General features: G+C 28.3%; 17 protein-coding genes and 1 riboswitch. Of the genes, 15 read left to right on the top strand and 2 right to left on the bottom strand.

Annotated features, from left to right (window positions below; genetic code table 11):
- The first annotated feature begins 65 nt into the window (after positions 1-65).
- The 10 genes from T514_RS0103535 to T514_RS0103490 all read left to right on the top strand — a co-directional run bounded on the left by T514_RS0103535 (position 66) and on the right by T514_RS0103490 (position 10,354).
- Entirely contained in the window at positions 66-485 is a 420-nt protein-coding gene (locus T514_RS0103535; protein ID WP_027623526.1) for a HutP family protein, read from the top strand.
- A gap of 249 nt (positions 486-734) precedes the next feature.
- Positions 735-1,745, top strand: coding sequence for an ABC transporter substrate-binding protein (locus T514_RS0103530; protein ID WP_027623525.1), 1,011 nt, complete (start codon positions 735-737; stop codon positions 1,743-1,745).
- Positions 1,745-2,647 (top strand): ABC transporter permease, encoded by a 903-nt coding sequence (locus T514_RS0103525; RefSeq protein WP_027623524.1) that lies wholly within the window; start codon positions 1,745-1,747, stop codon positions 2,645-2,647. The genes T514_RS0103530 and T514_RS0103525 overlap by 1 nt, the downstream gene beginning before the upstream one ends.
- Positions 2,613-3,407 (top strand): ABC transporter ATP-binding protein, encoded by a 795-nt coding sequence (locus T514_RS0103520; RefSeq protein WP_027623523.1) that lies wholly within the window; start codon positions 2,613-2,615, stop codon positions 3,405-3,407. Before T514_RS0103525 ends, T514_RS0103520 begins: the two co-directional genes overlap by 35 nt.
- A 511-nt stretch (positions 3,408-3,918) precedes the next feature.
- Entirely contained in the window at positions 3,919-4,164 is a 246-nt protein-coding gene (locus tag T514_RS0103515; RefSeq protein WP_027623522.1) for a TM1266 family iron-only hydrogenase system putative regulator, read from the top strand.
- A gap of 15 nt (positions 4,165-4,179) precedes the next feature.
- Positions 4,180-5,223, top strand: coding sequence for a [FeFe] hydrogenase H-cluster radical SAM maturase HydE (hydE, locus tag T514_RS0103510; RefSeq protein ID WP_027623521.1), 1,044 nt, complete (start codon positions 4,180-4,182; stop codon positions 5,221-5,223).
- A gap of 17 nt (positions 5,224-5,240) precedes the next feature.
- A complete protein-coding gene (hydG, locus tag T514_RS0103505) occupies positions 5,241-6,656 on the top strand; it encodes a [FeFe] hydrogenase H-cluster radical SAM maturase HydG (RefSeq protein WP_156939781.1) in 1,416 nt (471 codons plus the stop codon).
- Positions 6,657-6,686: 30 nt separating this feature from the next.
- Positions 6,687-7,886: a [FeFe] hydrogenase H-cluster maturation GTPase HydF gene (gene hydF, locus T514_RS0103500; RefSeq protein WP_027623519.1), complete on the top strand. Its 1,200-nt coding sequence runs from the start codon at positions 6,687-6,689 to the stop codon at positions 7,884-7,886.
- A gap of 20 nt (positions 7,887-7,906) precedes the next feature.
- A complete protein-coding gene (locus T514_RS0103495; RefSeq protein ID WP_027623518.1) occupies positions 7,907-8,437 on the top strand; it encodes an ECF transporter S component in 531 nt (176 codons plus the stop codon).
- Positions 8,438-8,791: 354 nt separating this feature from the next.
- Positions 8,792-10,354: an AbgT family transporter gene (locus T514_RS0103490; protein ID WP_027623517.1), complete on the top strand. Its 1,563-nt coding sequence runs from the start codon at positions 8,792-8,794 to the stop codon at positions 10,352-10,354.
- 45 nt (positions 10,355-10,399) lie between these two features.
- Here the strand turns inward: T514_RS0103490 and yyaC are convergent, their stop codons facing one another.
- Both yyaC and T514_RS26445 read right to left on the bottom strand, forming a co-directional pair.
- Entirely contained in the window at positions 10,400-10,984 is a 585-nt protein-coding gene (gene yyaC / locus T514_RS0103485; protein ID WP_027623516.1) for a spore protease YyaC, read from the bottom strand.
- Between the two features lie 276 nt (positions 10,985-11,260).
- Positions 11,261-11,434, bottom strand: coding sequence for a hypothetical protein (locus T514_RS26445; protein WP_156939780.1), 174 nt, complete (start codon positions 11,432-11,434; stop codon positions 11,261-11,263).
- A gap of 480 nt (positions 11,435-11,914) precedes the next feature.
- Between T514_RS26445 and T514_RS0103475 the strand changes: the two genes are divergently transcribed.
- The 5 genes from T514_RS0103475 to T514_RS26020 all read left to right on the top strand — a co-directional run bounded on the left by T514_RS0103475 (position 11,915) and on the right by T514_RS26020 (position 17,416).
- A complete protein-coding gene (locus T514_RS0103475) occupies positions 11,915-13,315 on the top strand; it encodes a glycosyltransferase family 2 protein (RefSeq protein ID WP_027623515.1) in 1,401 nt (466 codons plus the stop codon).
- Positions 13,316-13,402: 87 nt separating this feature from the next.
- A riboswitch (purine riboswitch) is annotated at positions 13,403-13,502 on the top strand.
- A gap of 80 nt (positions 13,503-13,582) precedes the next feature.
- The gene (locus T514_RS0103470) at positions 13,583-15,007 is read left to right on the top strand and encodes an NCS2 family permease (protein ID WP_027623514.1); all 1,425 of its coding nucleotides are present in this window, start codon (positions 13,583-13,585) and stop codon (positions 15,005-15,007) included.
- A gap of 195 nt (positions 15,008-15,202) precedes the next feature.
- Positions 15,203-16,330, top strand: coding sequence for a Coenzyme F420 hydrogenase/dehydrogenase, beta subunit C-terminal domain (locus T514_RS0103465; protein ID WP_034867918.1), 1,128 nt, complete (start codon positions 15,203-15,205; stop codon positions 16,328-16,330).
- A gap of 17 nt (positions 16,331-16,347) precedes the next feature.
- Positions 16,348-17,058 carry a pseudouridine synthase gene (locus tag T514_RS0103460; RefSeq protein ID WP_027623512.1) on the top strand — a complete coding sequence of 237 codons (711 nt, stop codon included), beginning with the start codon at positions 16,348-16,350 and terminating at the stop codon, positions 17,056-17,058.
- Between the two features lie 193 nt (positions 17,059-17,251).
- A complete protein-coding gene (locus T514_RS26020; RefSeq protein ID WP_084284255.1) occupies positions 17,252-17,416 on the top strand; it encodes a DUF4264 family protein in 165 nt (54 codons plus the stop codon).
- Positions 17,417-17,500 lie beyond the last annotated feature (84 nt).

Below are 17,500 nucleotides of genomic sequence, written 5' to 3'. Positions count from 1 at the left end.
TGTTATTTTATGATAAAATAAAAGAAGATAAAAAATAATGTGTCTAACACTAAGGAGGACCTAATATGAAAATTGATAGCATAGATGTTGCAAAGGCTTCTGTTCAAATGGCCATATCTTCAAGGGAAGACGAAAAGGGATTGGAAGAAAACTTTAAAAAGAAAGGTATAATAACTGTAGCAGTTGATGTAGGTGGAAATTTAAATAATTCTATAACTAAGATTGTAGAAAGAGCATTGGTGGCATCAAAAAGATGTGGGCTTATAAAAGATTATCATGTGCATGACGGAGCAGTAGCAGGTGCAACAAGGGAGGCTATAATGCAGGTGTCTACTAAGGCAAATGGTTTAAATGTAGGTGGAAAAATAGGTATAGCTAGGTGTGGAGAGCATTTAAGTGTATGTATATTTATGAGTATTGGACTTTTACATTTAAATGATATCGTAATAGGACTAGGACATCGTTCTATACCAGATTTATATTAAAATTTTTAAAAAGTGTATTGACAAAATATGAAAGATGTTATAAAATATTCTTCAATAACATTAAGGTTAGTTGGTAGTAAAGTAGGATTTGAAAATAGTAGTATGGTAGTTTAAATATAGTAGTATGGTAGTTAGGTAGGGAATATGGAAGTTAGCTTTAATTTTGTTTAATTAAAGTTTATTTGGTATTGCAACTCTCCCTATGGAGAGTTTTTATTTTACAATTAAATATTTTAGGAGGATGGTAGTATGGTAGGAAAGAAAAAAGTGGGAGTATTACTTTCACTAGTATTAAGCATTTCATTATTTGGAGGTTGTTCAAAATCTCAAGGAACAACAAGTTCTCTAAAAGACAAAAAGGTAGTAAAGATTGGTATTAGTCAAATTGTAGAGCATCCAGCGTTAGATGCTGCAAGAAAAGGTTTTGTAGATGCATTAAAAGAAAAAGGATATGAGGATGGGAAAAATATAAAGATAGATTACCAAAATTCCCAAGGAGATATGCAAACATCTCAGAATATCGCTCAAAATTTTGTATCTAATAAGGAAGATTTAATATTTGCTATAGGTACGCCTTCAGCACAAAGTGCTTTTAATGCAACTAAAAATATACCAATTGTTATTACTGCAGTAACTGATCCGGTTAAATCAGGTCTAGCTAAATCTATGGAAAAACCCCAAACTAATGTAACAGGAACTTCAGATAAGACACCAATGAAAGAACAATTTAAATTATTAAAGACATTAATACCAAAGGCTAAAAATATAGGTATTATGTATAATACCAGTGAAAGAAATTCTGAAATTCAATTAAAAGATGCAGAGGTTATTTCTAAGGAGTTTAATTTAAATGTGATCTCCACTGGAATTACTAATGTCAATGATATACCCCAATCTTTAAATTCTATAATTGGGAAAATAGATGCTTTATACCTAATTACAGATAACACAGTGGCTTCTTCAATTCCACTACTTACAAATATTTGTTATAGCAAAAATATACCTATATTTGGTGGAGAAAAAGCTCATGTGGTTTCAGGAGCTATAGCTACTATAGGTATAGATTACTATAAATTAGGAGTACAAACTGGAGAAATAGCAGTTAAGATTATAAATGGAAATATTCCCCAGGAAATACCTTTTACTACATTAAAGGATATGGAACTAGTTATAAATGAAGATGCAATTAAAAAGTTAAATATTCAAGTTCCAAAGGATGTTTTAGAAAAGGCTGAAAAGGTAAAAGGAGGGGTAAAATAATGGACATATTGATAAATATATTAGAAGGTGGATTTATATTTTCTATAGCTGCTATAGGAGTTTATATTACTTATAAAATTTTAGATTTTCCAGATCTTTCTGTGGATGGTACCTTTCCTTTAGGAGCTGCTGTAACTGCCCTATGTTTAATGAAAGGAATAAATCCAATACTTGCTTGCTTAATTTCATTTATAGCAGGTGCTATTGGTGGAATGATAACGGGAATATTACATGTAAAGTTAAAAATAACGAATTTACTATCTGGTATTTTAGTTATGATAGGGCTTTATTCTATAAATTTAAGGATAATGGGGAAATCAAATATTCCTCTTTTCGGTAAGAGCACACTTTTTTCAGGTAATATTATGCCATTAGCCATTATTTTTATATTTGCATTAATATCTAAAATATTGCTAGATTTATTTTTAAATACTAAGCTAGGATTTTTATTAAAGGCTGTAGGTGATAATGAGGAATTAGTTACTTCTTTAGCTGTTGATAAGGACAAGATTAAGGTGTTAGGTTTAATGATATCTAATGGACTTGTAGCTATATCAGGATCAATAATGGCTCAATACCAGGGATTTTCAGATGTGGGAATGGGTACTGGAGTAGTAGTAATGGCTCTAGCAGCAGTAATTATGGGAAATTCAATTTTTAAAGAAGGTAATATTTTAAGAGGAACTACATTAACTATAATAGGTGCTATAGTTTATAAAGCTTCTGTAGCATTAGCATTAAAGCTTGGCTTACCGCCTACAGATTTGAAACTTATAACTTCAGTTATAGTAGTGGTAGCTCTTTGGATTAATAATAAAAAGTTTAATTTTAAGTTTAGTAAAAAGTCTTCTTTAGGAGGTGAAGCCATTGTTAGTAATAGAAAATCTATGGAAAGCGTTTAATAAAGATACAATAAATGAGGTAATGGTTTTTAAAGGTCTTAATTTAAAGGTTAATAATGGTGACTTCATTACCGTAATAGGAAGTAATGGAGCAGGAAAATCAACATTATTAAATATAATATCTCAGGGTATAAAAGCAGATGGTGGTAAAATTATATTAGATGGAATAGAGATGAATAAAATTCCTCAGTATAAATGTGCCGAGCATATAGGCAGGGTTTTTCAAAATCCTTCTATGGGTACTGCATCTAATATGACTATTTTAGAAAATATGTCCATGGCTTATAACAAAGGAAAAGGATTTGGACTAACCTCTGGTATTGATAAAAAAAATGTTGAGATATTTAAAGGTATGTTAAAGGAAATAGATTTAGGATTAGAGGATAAGTTAAATAATAAGGTGGGACTTTTATCAGGGGGACAAAGACAGGCGCTTTCACTTATTATGTCCGTAATGAAGAAGCCAAAATTATTACTATTAGATGAACACACTGCTGCATTAGATCCAAAAACTGCAGAAAAGATAATAAAGATAACAGAAGAGATAGTTAATGAAAATAATATTACTACAATAATGATAACTCACAATTTAAATTATGCTATAAATTTAGGAAATAGATTAGTAATGATGCATAGAGGAAATATTACTTTAGATTTAAATGGCGAGGAAAAGAAAGAATTGACTGTAGAAAGATTACTAAAGTATTTTGGTGATCTAAAGATTAAAGAAGAATTAAGTGATAGGGTAATGTTTTCTTAAACTATTTATTAAATTAAAAGTAGGCATACAAAATAATATGTCTACTTTTATATTGCAGAAATGTATACTTAAATAGTTGACATAGTGTTGACGGAGAAATATAATATAAAATATATCCCTTTTATTGGTGTTTCTGATAAAAGAGATTTAGTTAAAAAGTATAACCTAATTGCAAGGAAGTTTCTAAGCAAAAGGGAAGGAAAAAACATAATTATATTACATAGTTTTTATAATTTTTTGTGGTTAATTTTAGTGTAATATATAGACCTTCCAGTTTTTTGCTGGGAGGTTTTTTTGTTATACCAAGTTAAGAGTGAAAGGTAATAGTAAATAATAATGGATAATTTTTCTTCATTAGCATTACGAAAAATTTTTAAAAATAACTTTTTAAAATAATGCTGAAAATTTAATTTTAAATTTAAGTTTTTCTGTAATGTCAATGGAAAAAAAGTTTCCTATACTTTTCACCATTCACTATAACAACGTGCAGAGGAGGAATGAAATTATGAGTATGGAGAAAAGAGTAGGTGTAGTAGGTATTGTAGTAGAGGAGTTTGAAAGTGCAAGTAAAGTAAATGAAATTCTTCATCAATTTGCAAATATAATTGTTGGAAGAATGGGAATACCTTATAAAGAAAAAGAGATAAGTGTGATTTCATTAATTGTAGATGGAACTTCAGATGAGATAAGTGCTATGACAGGAAAACTTGGAAAGGTCTCAGGAGTAAATGTTAAATCTGCTATGACAAAAAAATAATATAGGAGTACATTTATGAATTATAAAGAAACAATAGACAAAGCAATTTTAGGTGGAATTTTATCACAGGATGAAATGGTAATTTTATTGAAACTTACAGAGGATAAAGTAAGTTATTTATTCAACAAAGCAAATGAAATAACTGAAAGATATTGTGGAGATAAAGTTCAGATAAGAGCTATCATTGAGTTTTCTAATTTTTGCAGATGTGCTTGTGCTTATTGTGGTTTAAATTGTCACAATTCCAATATAAAAAGATATAGGATGTCTTTAGATGAAATTATTAATACTGCAAAAGAAGCATATATTGCTGGATATAAAACTGTAGTGCTGCAATCAGGTGAGGATTTATGGTATACAGAGGAAAAGATTTGTTATGTAATTAAAGAAATTAAGAAGATTGGAGATATAGCCATAACTCTTAGTATAGGTGAAAGAGATTTTGAGGAATATAAAGCATTTAAAGAAGCAGGTGCTGATAGATTTCTAATAAAACATGAAACAGCAGACGAAGATTTATATAACAAATTGCATCCACATTCTTCTTTCCAAAACAGAATAAAGTGCTTAAAAAATTTAAAAGAATTAAATTATCAAGTTGGCAGTGGCTTTATGATAGGTATTCCAGGACAGAGCTATGAAACTATAGCAAAGGATATTATGTTATTAAAAGAATTGCAGGTGGATATGGCTGGAATTGGTCCTTTTATTCCTCATCCACAAACTAAATTAAAAGATGATAAAAAGGGAGATACTTTCTTAACTCTAAAGGTATTGGCTTTAGCTAGAATTATTTTAAAAAATACACATCTTCCAGCTACTACTTCTTTAGGGGTTATAAGTTCTAATCATAAAGGTATAGCATTTAGCTGTGGGGCTAACGTGATTATGCAAAAGGTAGAATCACATAAATACAGAAGATTATATGAAATATATCCTAATAAAGCTAAGGTAGAAAAGACAATAAAAGAAGAAAGAAAAGAACTAGAAAATTATATATTAAGTATAAATAAAAAAATATCATTAGGTAAGGGAGATTCATTTAAGAAAAAAATTTAAATAAAGGAGAAATTATTATGAAGGAATATAGAGCAGAGGAATTTATTGTACATTCAGAGATATTAGATTCAATTAATCAAGGAGAAGCTAAGGCTAAAGATTTAAAATATGTAAAGGGAATATTAGATAAGGCTAAAGAATGCAAGGGATTAACACATAGAGAAGCAGCAATATTATTGTCTATAGAGGATAAGAACATATTGGAAGAGATGTTTAAAGCTGCGAGATATATAAAAGAACAAATATATGGAAAAAGAATAGTATTGTTTGCTCCGTTATATGTAAGTAGTTATTGTGTAAATAACTGTGAATATTGTGGGTATAAGCATTCTAATAAAGATTTTGTGAGAAAAAAATTAACTATGGAAGAATTAGAAGAAGAAGTTAAAATATTAGAATCTCTAGGACATAAAAGATTGGTTATAGAAGCAGGAGAGGATGATGTCAACTGCTCATTAGATTATATTTTACAGTGCATAGAAAAGATATATTCTTTAAAATTTGATAATGGAAGTATTAGAAGGATAAACATAAATATAGCTGCTACTTCTGTGGAGAACTATAAAAGATTAAAAGAAGCGCAAATAGGAACATATATATTGTTCCAAGAAACGTATCATAAAGAAACTTATGAAAAATTACATCCACAAGGACCAAAGCATGATTATAATTATCATACTACAGCTATGGATAGAGCAAGAGCAGCAGGGATTGATGACGTAGGTATTGGTGTATTATATGGTCTTTATGATTATAAATATGAAACAGTATCAATGCTTCTTTGTGCAGAACATTTAGAAGAAGCTACAGGAGTAGGACCGCATACTATTTCAGTGCCAAGACTTAGAGCTGCAGAAGGGGTTTCCTTAGAAAAATATCCTCATATTGTGACTGACGATGAGTTTAAAAAAATTGTTGCAGTATTAAGGCTTGCAGTGCCATACACAGGAATGATTTTATCTACTAGAGAGGAATCTGAGTTTAGAGATGAAGTTATTGCTTTAGGTATATCTCAAATAAGTTCAGGATCTTGTACTGGAGTAGGTGGATATGCTAATGAAAATTCTAAAAAAGATAATGGAGAAAAACCTCAATTTCAGGTAGGAGACCATAGATCACCATTACAAATCATTAAAAGCTTATGTAATGATGGATATATACCAAGCTACTGTACTGCATGCTACAGAGAAGGAAGAACAGGAGAAAGATTTATGAGACTTGCGAAGACAGGACAAATCCATAATGTTTGTCAGCCTAATGCATTACTTACATTTAAAGAATTTTTATTAGATTATGGTGATGATGAAGCAAGAGCTTTAGGTGAGAAGGTTATAAAAAAGGCATTATTAGAAATACCTAATGAAAAGGCAAGAGAAGCAGCTGCAGAAAAACTTAAAAGAATTGAACAAGGAGAAAGAGACTTAAGATTTTAAATGTAATAAGGTATACAGGAGGAGGTATTTATGCAGGACACACCAAAGGGAAATAGATTGCATATAGCCATATTTGGTAAAAGAAATGCTGGTAAATCAACTATTATAAATGCTCTTACAAATCAACAAATTGCTATTGTTTCAGATAAGGCAGGAACTACTACTGATCCCGTTTATAAGGCTATGGAACTTTTGCCTATAGGGCCAGTTATGATTATAGATACTGCTGGATTAGATGATTTTGGTGAAGTTGGAGAGCTTAGAATAAATAAAACAAAACAGGTTATGGATAAAACAGATTTAGCTTTATTAGTATTTACAGCAGAAAATGAAGAATTAATTTTAGAAAAACAGTGGTATGAAGATCTACTTAAAAGAAATATTCCAGTAATTGGAGTAATAAATAAAATAGATAAAGCAGATATAGATGAGGAGTATTTTAAAGATAAATTTAATATACCTTTTGTAAAAGTTAGTGCTAAAGACAAAATTAATATAAATAAATTAAAAGATACTATAATTGAAAAAGCTCCTTTAAATTTTGAAAGAAATACTTTAGTGGGAGATATTATAAAACCTAAGGATATAGTTTTATTAGTTGCTCCCCAAGATATACAAGCACCTAAAGGAAGGCTCATTTTACCTCAGGTACAAACTATAAGAGATATTTTAGATAAGGATGCTGTTGTAATTACAGTAAAGGATTCAGAGTTAGAATACTTTATAAATAAATTGAATTTTAAACCAGATTTAGTTATAACAGATTCTCAAGTTTTTAAGAAGGTAAATGAAATAGTTCCTAAAAGTATACCTTTAACTTCATTTTCAATACTAATGGCTAGATTTAAAGGAGATTTAAATACTTTTATAGAAGGATCTAAGGCCATAGATTCATTAAAACCAGGAGATAAGGTACTTATAGCAGAAGCATGTACACATCATGCTCTAAAAGGTGATATAGGAAGAGAAAAAATACCTAAATGGCTTCAAGAAAAGGCTGGAGGAGAACTAAAAATTGAAGTTAATGCTGGTTCGGATTTTCCTGAAGATATACAAGACTACAAGCTTATAATACATTGTGGTGCATGCATGTTTAATAGGAAACAAATGATAAGTAGAGTGATAAAAGCTAAAAATTATGGCGTACCTATAACTAATTATGGTATAGCTATAGCATATATAAATGGAATACTTAAAAGGGTTACTGAAGTATTTCGCGACATAAAATAATATATTTGGAGGTAACTTAAATGAATAATTCACAAAAATTAGTAAGAACAGCTCTATTATTGGCATTAGCCATAGGAGTTCAGGCTATAGGCAGAAGTTTTCCTCAAATAAGTCAGATATTTGTAGGTTCTGTGGTTAATGCAGCATTAATAATTGCCGCATATAGCTGTGGAATGTCTTGGGGAATACTATTAGGAGCTTTAACTCCAATGCTTGCTTGGATAATAGGGCAGCTTCCTGGGCCAATGGCACCTTTTGTTCCTTTTATAATGATAGGTAATGCTATATTTGTTATTTTCTTTAGCATAATGAAGGATAAAATTGAAAGTTTAAAATATATTGGCGTGGTTATTGCTGCTTTTATAAAATATGCATTCCTATCTCTTTCTGCTAGTAAATTAATATATATATTTAATTTAGGTATACCTAAGAAAGTTGCTGCTAAATTAGCTGTTATGATGGGAGTACCTCAGCTAATTACAGCTTTAATAGGAGGTTTTATAGCTATAATATTAGTAAATGCTCTTGTGAGAAGAAGAGTGATATCATAAAATTATTAGAAATATAAAATCAGATACAATTACTCTAAGTAATAAGAAAGAGCCTAAAATGATTTGTGGGAAACAATCATTTTAGGCTCTTTTAATAATGAAATTATGCAAAATAACTGTGTTTAAATAGAATTTAAGCATAGTTATTTTGCATAAATAATTTAATGGAATATTTTTAAATTTAACAATAAATATTTTTTAACTTTCAAAAGTACATTGTATTGAAATAATTTTATTCATATGTTAAAATATTTCTATACTTGTAAATCGATTACAGAAATAGCATATAAATATAAAACAAGGATGAAAATGTAAGAAATATGCTATTAAATTTATTATGGGGGGATAAAAAATATGGTTGAATCTAATGTAGAAACAAGAAAAGAAAAAAGCAAAGGTCTAGGTGGTTTTCTGGATTGGGTTGAAAGGGTTGGTAATAAAATGCCCCATCCAGCTGCAATTTTCGTTATATTAAGTGTAATAATAATAATTATATCTGACCTTTGTGCAAGAACAGGTGTAAATGTTCAATTTACTATGGTAGATAAAGTTAATGGAGGAACAAAATTAACAAATGTTAAAGCAGTAAGCTTACTTACGGCGGATGGTATAAGATATATTTTTACCAGCGCAGTTACAAATTTTACTTCCTTTGCACCATTAGGAACAGTATTGGTTGCTATGCTTGGAGTAGGTATGGCAGAAGAAACTGGATTTATACAAGCTTTGCTTAGAAAAACAGTAATGAGTACACCTAAAAAATTAATAACAGCAATAGTTGTGCTTCTTGGTGTTATGTCTAATATAGCATCAGATGCAGGGTATATAGTTTTAATACCTTTAGGTGCTTTGGTATTTTTAAGTTTTGGTAGACATCCAATTGCAGGTATGGCTGCAGCATTTGCAGGAGTATCTGGTGGATTTAGTGCAAATTTACTTATAGGAACTACAGATCCATTACTTGGAGGTATCACTACTGAAGCTGCTAAACTTATAAATGCAGGTTATAAAGTAGAACCTACGGCGAACTGGTATTTTATGTTTGTTTCAACTTTTTTAATAACAGCTATAGGTACATTTGTAACAGATAGAATAGTAGAGCCAAGGCTCGGAACTTATAAGAAAGCATCATCTGAAGATATAACTAAATTAACTGATAAAGAAAAGAAAGGGTTAAAATATGCCAATATAGGTTTTTTAATTTTTTTAATAGTTATATTAGCGCTAGTTGTGCCATATAATGGAATACTTAGAGATCCTAAGACACATAAAATTATAGGACATACACCATTTATGGATGGAATTGTCCCAATTATAGCATTATTCTTCTTTATACCGGGGGTTTGCTATGGAATTGCATCTGGTAGTATTAAGAATAATAAAGATGTTGCTAGTTCATTAGGTAAATCTATGAGTAAAATGGGAGGATATCTTGTTTTAGTTTTCTTTGCATCTCAGTTTGTTGCATATTTTGGTAAAACTAATTTAGGAACTATATTAGCAGCAAAAGGAGGAACATTCTTAGAATCTACAGGTTTAACTGGTGTACCACTTATAATATTATTTGTTTTACTTTGTGCATTTATTAACTTATTTATGGGTTCAGCTTCAGCAAAATGGGCAATAATGGCACCAGTATTTGTACCTATGTTTATGCATATAGGATTCACGCCAGAATTCACTCAGGCAGCTTTTAGAGTAGGAGATTCATGTACTAATATTATAACTCCTCTTATGTCATATTTTGCATTGATAGTTTCTTTTGCTGAGAAATATGATGAAGATGCAGGTATAGGTACATTAATATCAACAATGTTACCATATTCAATACTATTTTTAATAGGTTGGAGTGCTTTACTAATATTATGGTTCTCTTGTAAATTACCATTAGGACCTGGAGTAGGAATTTTTATGTAATAAAAATATAAAAAGATGGCTAAAATTTAGCCATCTTTTTATATTTTATAAGAAAGCAGATAGTCTATTGTATGTATCTAAATTTTCACATTGAATTAAATTATTATTTATAGCTTTCAAAAGGGCATTAGATAATATTTCAGCCATTGAATAAACATGATAAAGTCTAGTTTGTTGAAGTATATATTCATTTGCAGATTTTATGGAAGAATATCTATTTACTATAGCTTTAATAGCAATATCACCAATAGAAAGATTTTTAGATCTCAATGCAGTTGCAGGAAATATAGAGCCTTTTTCAATAGTAATTTTGCCTATATTGTCTCTATCACCTAAAGAAGCATCTATAGCAATAATAAAATAATCTTCATAATTACATCTAATATATTTTATTGTTTCTTTTAAATTATTATAATGAACTATATTTTCTAGATCTCCAATTACAGTGCAGGGGCAATTATTTCTTCTTAGTAATGTGCCTGTTAAAGGACCAAATGAATCACCAGTACACATATCTGTACCTATACATAATATAAGGATTTTTTTTTCACCATTTATCATATTAAAAATATATTTAGAAATCTCGTTAACACTATCCTCCTTAAAAGCATAAAAGTAACTAGCATCCATAGATAATTCCCCCTATAAAAAATAAATAATCATATATTAATTATACCATTATATTGAATAAAAATATTGTCTTAATATTGGATGTTTTCTATGTTTTAAGACAATTAAATATATTTATTTTAAATTAGTTCATTAATGCTTACGAAATAATAATTTTTATAAGTATGAGGGGCTGTCTCAAAATGAATTTTAGATACATTAATATTAGATTTTAATATAAAATTTAATCAATATATTGTATTATTTTTTGTTTTGAGACAGCCCATCATAAGTTAATTAGTGCCTGTTACAAAAAAGTGCTAGAACTATAAGAGGAAGTATTAAGTTATTTGAGGTACCAAATAAGTTTCCGGAACCATAATTACAACAATTATTACAGCAGCTAGGTGCACATTTACATTTTTCTTTATATTCATATTCATAACAACAGCCTTTATGCTTGTGTCCCATATATATCCCTCCTTTTTATATATGTTAAAAATATTAGAAAGGATATCTGGGTTAATATAATATATTCAGGACTAAGTAATTTGTGAATATATTATATTAAATAAAATAGAGCACATAATAATTATTATGTAAATTTATTTTTAATGTAAACTTAATTTATGTTAATTCATCTATATTTGTTTACATAATAATTATTATGTATTATATAAAAATTGTAAACAAATCAACTTTTATATAACAAAATAAAAATAATTTAACTAAACAATTAATAAAAAAAACGAAACTGGGAATGCTTAGTTTTAGGGGGACTTTACTTATTAGTAAGGCTCCTTTTTTATATATAAAACCTGTTGAACATTGTCGCAATAATTAAAAGATTGTAATTGTATAGCTTATATCAAAAAAATGTGGTAATATAATGTGTGGTGTTCTAAAAAGTAATATTTAAAAAAGAAAACATTGAGATGGAAGTGATATTTTATGAAAGATTTTATTTATTGTTCAACAGCAATATTTCAAATTTCGGTATTTGTAATAACCATGTATTATTTAATATTGTCTTTATTTGGATTATTTAAGAAAGAAGACTTAAGCGCTAGTATGCATAAGCCAGAAAAAAAATTTGCGTTACTTGTAGCAGCGCATAATGAAGAAACAGTTATCAGCAGTATAATTGATAGTTTAAAGTCCTTAGATTATCCAAAAGAGCTATTTGATATATATGTAATAGCTGATAATTGTACTGATAATACTGCTAAAATTTCAAGAGAAGCTAATGTTAATGTATTTGAAAGAAATGTACATGATAAAAGAGGTAAGGGTTATGCTTTAGAATGGATGTTTAACAAAATTTTTGCTATGGACAAAAATTATGATGCTATAGCTATATTTGATGCAGATAACTTAGTATCAAAGAACTTTTTAAAAGAAATGAATGGCAAGCTTTGTGATGGATATAAAGTGGTTCAAGGATATATTGATAGTAAAAATCCAAATGATTCATGGATAACACAATCTTATTCTATATCATTTTGGACTGCAAATAGATTATTCCAATTGGCAAGAACTAATTTAGGATTATCTAATCAAATAGGTGGTACAGGTTTTTGTGTAAATACTGATATTTTAAAACAATTAGGATGGGGAGCTACCTGCCTTACAGAAGATTTAGAGTTTACTTGTAAACTAGTATTAAATGGTCATAAAGTTGGTTGGGCTCATAACGCTATAGTATATGATGAAAAACCATTAACCTTGAAACAATCATGGAATCAAAGAAAAAGATGGATGCAGGGATTTGCAGATGTAGCTTCTAGATTTTTTACAAAATTACTTAAAAAATCTATAAAAGATAGAAATTTTACTGCATTTGATTGTGCATTATATACTGTTCAACCATTCGTTACATTATTATTAGGTGTTTCTGCAATATTAACTTTAGTTCAAAATAGTAGTGCAAAAGGGCTGCATATTTTTGTAATCAACTTTTTATTTAGTCCAATTGTTTGGAAGGTATTTAGTATTCTTCAATTTTTATTTACACCTTTCATTATGGTTATTGAAAAAAAATTATCTAAAGGAATGTTCATTTTATTTTGTATTTACTCCTTAAATATATTCATTTTCACATATATATTTGGAAGTAATCCTAAATCTTATGAAATAGTTTTAGGTAATTTAATCTATATAGGAATGTTTATAGTATCATTACTTATTTTAAATAAAAAACATTCAATTAAAATTTTTATATGGTATTTATTATATGGTATATACACTCTTACATGGATTCCTATTACTATACAAGGAATAATAGATAAGAACAATAAAGAATGGAGCCACACAAAACATACTAGAAGTATTAGTATACAAGAAGTAGAATAATTAAATTTAGTCAATATTTTAAAATTTTGAAGAAAAAATTTAAAATATTGACTTTTTTCGTTCATGGTGTTAACATATAAAACATAAAATTTCATAAAATACTGCGTCCATATAATTCTGATAATAAGGTTCAGAAGTTTCTACGAGAAGCCGAAAATTTCTCACTATGGGTGAGTCTGTTTTGGTATATATTAGATTCTGTTAACGGATTTGCTCACATCCTTAACAGATTTTTTTTATTAAAATTTAATTACTAAGGAGGAAAATATGAATTATAATCATTCAAAAAAAGAACAGAAATCATTTTTAAATTCATTTTTTAAACTTTCCCAAAATAATACTAATGTAAAAAGAGAAGTATTAGCTGGTTTTACTACATTTATTACTATGGCATATGCACTGCTTGTAATTCCTAATGTACTAAAGTTTTCTGGAATGAACTCCCAAAATCTAAAAGGAGATGCTGCAGCTTCACTTTCAGCTTTAAATGATCCGGTAGTAGCATCTGTTTTTGCTGGAATGTGTATAACTTCAGCTATTGGAACAATTCTAATGGGTGTATATGCAAATTTACCTTTTGCAGTTGCTCCAGGAATTGGATTAACTGCATTTTTTACTTATAGTGTTTGTTTAACTTTAGGTTATACATGGCAACAAGCTTTAGCAGCTGTATTTATATCTGGACTATTATTTATACTTATTACTGTAACATCCATAAGGGAGAAAATAGTGGATGCACTTCCACATAATTTAAAAGTTGCTATAACTGGAGGTATTGGATTATTTGTTGCTTTAATAGGTTTTAAAAGTGGTAGTATAATTGTAGCCAACCCTTCCACATTAATAAGTTTTGGAAGCTTTACAAATCCACATACGATATTAACTTTAATAGGCATTATTACTATGGTAATATTTATGGCAAGGAATGTTAGAGGCGCCATGCTTTTATCTATAATAATAACTACTTTAATAGGGATTCCAATGGGAATAACTAATATAAATGGATTAAAATTATTAAGTGTTCCATCAAGTATATCACCTACATTCTTAGCTTTTGACTTTAAAGGGCTTTTAACACATAATGGAACTGGGTTGATTGGAGCATTAACAAGTATATTTATGGTTGTGCTTACTTTTAGCCTTGTAGATCTTTTTGATACAATAGGAACCTTAGTTGGTACAGCTCAAAAGGCTGACATGATATTACCTGATGGAAAAATTAAAAATATGAAAAAAGCACTTTTAACCGATGCTATAGCTACTACAATAAGTTCCCTTTTTGGAACAACAACTACTGCAACGTATATTGAATCTGCTGCTGGTATAGCAGAAGGTGGACGAACTGGTCTTACATCTGTAGTTGTTGGTATATTGTTCGTGTTAGCCTTATTCTTAGGTGACTTAGTTGGAATTGTCCCAGCAGAAGCCACTGCTCCTGCACTTATTATAATCGGTTCTCTTATGATGAGTGCTGTTAAAGAAATTAATTTTGATGATTTAACTGAAGCTATTCCTGCTTTCTTTACCATAGCAATTATGCCTTTTAGTTATAGTATAGCAAATGGTATTGCCGCTGGAATAATATTTTATCCTGTAATGAAATTAACTACAGGTAGACATAAAGAAGTACATCCTATAATATATATTCTTGCAGTTTTATTTATATTAAGGTTTTTATTGTTACCTGAATAAAGTTTAGGGTTTGTCTCGAAATGAATTTTAGACACAATATATTGATATTTCAATCTCAATATATTGTGTTATTTTTTTATTTTGAAACAAACCCTTTTTGATTTGTTGAATTACTAAAATCTTACTAGGATATATAAAGGAATTATACTATAATGTAATATGTACTTAAATTCAATCTAGTGAGGTGTTATTTATATGAATCCTGCCATAGAAAATATTGGACTAGAAAAATGTACAAGTTGTTTTGCATGTTTTAATAGATGTAATTTAAAAGCTATAAAAATGAGTTTAAATAAAAGAGGATTTTATTACCCTATAGTAGATAAAGATAAATGTATAGAATGTAATTTATGTAGCAATGTTTGCCCTGTAATAAGAAATACTAATAAAAATAGAAAAAAAGATGACTTAAAAGTTTACGCAGCATACACTCTAAATGAACATCTAAGAATGTTAAGTTCCTCAGGAGGGTTATCATCTGAGATAGCACAATATATATTAGATAGAAATGGATTAGTTTTTGGTGCAACTTTTAATAAAGATTTTTTAGTTGATCATATAGAAATCAGAGATAAAGAAGATTTACAAAAAATTATAGGTTCTAAATATATACAAAGCAATATTCATTTAACTTATAACAGAATAAAACGTATAATTGATGAGGAAAATAAGAATGTCTTATTTATTGGACTTCCTTGTCAAGTTGCAGCTGTAAAAAAAATAGTAAACAGTGAAAAATTAATTACTATAGATCTTATATGTCACGGAGTTCCATCTATTAATGTATTCAAAAAATATTTAATGGAAAAATCAAAAGGTAAAAAAATAGTTAGTTATAATTTTAGAGATAAAAAATTAGGCTGGACCAAAGGAAGAGTAAAATTAGTTACAGAAGATGGTTTAGAATATACCAGTATAAAAACTGAAGACCCATTTTTTAATGGATTTATATGTGATTTATATTTAAATACAAGTTGTTATGATTGTAAATTTTCATCAGTCCCAAGAACTGGAGATATAACTATAGGAGACTTTTGGAAAGCACCAGAAGAGATTGTGGATGAAAAAGGAATTTCTTTAGTAATATCAAATAATGAAATAGGAGATACAATACTAGAAAATCTAAAAGTGAATAATAAAATATACTTAAAAGAAAGTTCTTTAGACAATGCTATAAAAGGAAATCCTAGAATAGTTAATGGTAATCTAAGAATTAGAAAGCATAGAGAAGATTTTTTTAGTGATTTAGATATAAATGATTTTAATTACTTATTCAAAAAATATATAAAACCATTAAAAAGAAATGTTTATGATGAAGACTAGAAGGAGTGCTTATATTAATGGAGGAAAGATTACAAAAATATATGGCAAGGTGCGGAGTTGCTTCAAGAAGAAAATGTGAAGAAATTATATTAGAAGGTAATGTAAAAGTTAATAATAAAGTTGTAAATGAATTAGGTTTTAAGATTAATGCTGAAATAGATAAAGTACAGGTATACGGCAAATATATAAGTCCAGAAGAAAATAAAGTCTATATTGCTCTTAATAAACCCGAAGGATATGTTTGTACAGTAAAGGATGAAAAGGGTAGAAAAACAATATTAGATTTAGTCAAAGTTAATGAAAGAATCTATCCTATTGGAAGATTAGACTACGATACTTCTGGATTAATATTATTAACTAATGATGGGAATATATATAATAAGATAATTCATCCTAGAGAAGAAAAAAATAAAAAATATATTGCAACAATAAAAGGAATTCCATCAAAAGATGAAATTGAAAAATTTGAAAATGGTATAGATATTGGAGATTATATAACTGCACCATCAAAAATTAACATACTTTCAAAAAACAATGGAAATGCAAAAGTTTCTATCATAATACACGAAGGTAAGAATAGACAGATAAGAAGAATGTGTGAAAAAATTAATCATCCGGTTATAAATTTAAAAAGAGTATCTATTGGTAATGTTAAATTAGGTGATCTAAAACTTGGTGAATGGAGACACCTAAAAGATAATGAAGTAGAATATTTAAAATCTCTTTAATTTTTAGAAATAAATTAAAAATTAACTATAGAATATTACAGATAAAACCAAAAAATATATTAGAGGACATATACTTTTTTCAAATGAATGAATGATGAAAATTATTTCATTCATTTTTTATAATTTATGTATGTTTAATTTTATTTAAATATGGAATTAAAATAAATACAACTTTATTAGGAGGATGTAACATATGAAAAATGATTTAGAGTTAATTGGTGTTAAGGAATTTGAATATTACGAAGATATGTATCTAGTTGTAGACTTTTTAAATAAAAATTTAAGTAAAAAGAATTTAGCATTTGGCTTATCCGAAAAAGATGGTAAACAATTGTTAACTATTTATAAAGAATTATAGTAAAAATTGAAAGAAATATTGATAATATGTTCAATAGATGTTAAAATGAAATAAATGTTGCATGTTTAAGGGGATATGGAGAAA

Source organism: Clostridium lundense DSM 17049 (assembly GCF_000619945.1).
Classification (GTDB): Bacteria; Bacillota; Clostridia; order Clostridiales; family Clostridiaceae; genus Clostridium_AO; species Clostridium_AO lundense.
Note: the sequence above shows the minus strand (reverse complement) of the source record. Positions and strands in the feature narration are given on the sequence as shown.

What these genes read in the sequence shown, in the direction of transcription:
- T514_RS0103535 (WP_027623526.1), top strand. Translation starts at nt 66, where the DNA reads ATGAAAATTGATAGCATAGATGTTGCAAAGGCTTCTGTTCAAATGGCC.
- T514_RS0103530 (WP_027623525.1), top strand. Translation starts at nt 735, where the DNA reads ATGGTAGGAAAGAAAAAAGTGGGAGTATTACTTTCACTAGTATTAAGC.
- T514_RS0103525 (WP_027623524.1), top strand. Translation starts at nt 1,745, where the DNA reads ATGGACATATTGATAAATATATTAGAAGGTGGATTTATATTTTCTATA.
- T514_RS0103515 (WP_027623522.1), top strand. Translation starts at nt 3,919, where the DNA reads ATGGAGAAAAGAGTAGGTGTAGTAGGTATTGTAGTAGAGGAGTTTGAA.
- hydE (WP_027623521.1), top strand. Translation starts at nt 4,180, where the DNA reads ATGAATTATAAAGAAACAATAGACAAAGCAATTTTAGGTGGAATTTTA.
- hydG (WP_156939781.1), top strand. Translation starts at nt 5,241, where the DNA reads ATGAAGGAATATAGAGCAGAGGAATTTATTGTACATTCAGAGATATTA.
- hydF (WP_027623519.1), top strand. Translation starts at nt 6,687, where the DNA reads ATGCAGGACACACCAAAGGGAAATAGATTGCATATAGCCATATTTGGT.
- T514_RS0103495 (WP_027623518.1), top strand. Translation starts at nt 7,907, where the DNA reads ATGAATAATTCACAAAAATTAGTAAGAACAGCTCTATTATTGGCATTA.
- T514_RS0103490 (WP_027623517.1), top strand. Translation starts at nt 8,792, where the DNA reads ATGGTTGAATCTAATGTAGAAACAAGAAAAGAAAAAAGCAAAGGTCTA.
- yyaC (WP_027623516.1), bottom strand. Translation starts at nt 10,984, where the DNA reads ATGGATGCTAGTTACTTTTATGCTTTTAAGGAGGATAGTGTTAACGAG.
- T514_RS26445 (WP_156939780.1), bottom strand. Translation starts at nt 11,434, where the DNA reads ATGGGACACAAGCATAAAGGCTGTTGTTATGAATATGAATATAAAGAA.
- T514_RS0103475 (WP_027623515.1), top strand. Translation starts at nt 11,915, where the DNA reads ATGAAAGATTTTATTTATTGTTCAACAGCAATATTTCAAATTTCGGTA.
- T514_RS0103470 (WP_027623514.1), top strand. Translation starts at nt 13,583, where the DNA reads ATGAATTATAATCATTCAAAAAAAGAACAGAAATCATTTTTAAATTCA.
- T514_RS0103465 (WP_034867918.1), top strand. Translation starts at nt 15,203, where the DNA reads ATGAATCCTGCCATAGAAAATATTGGACTAGAAAAATGTACAAGTTGT.
- T514_RS0103460 (WP_027623512.1), top strand. Translation starts at nt 16,348, where the DNA reads ATGGAGGAAAGATTACAAAAATATATGGCAAGGTGCGGAGTTGCTTCA.
- T514_RS26020 (WP_084284255.1), top strand. Translation starts at nt 17,252, where the DNA reads ATGAAAAATGATTTAGAGTTAATTGGTGTTAAGGAATTTGAATATTAC.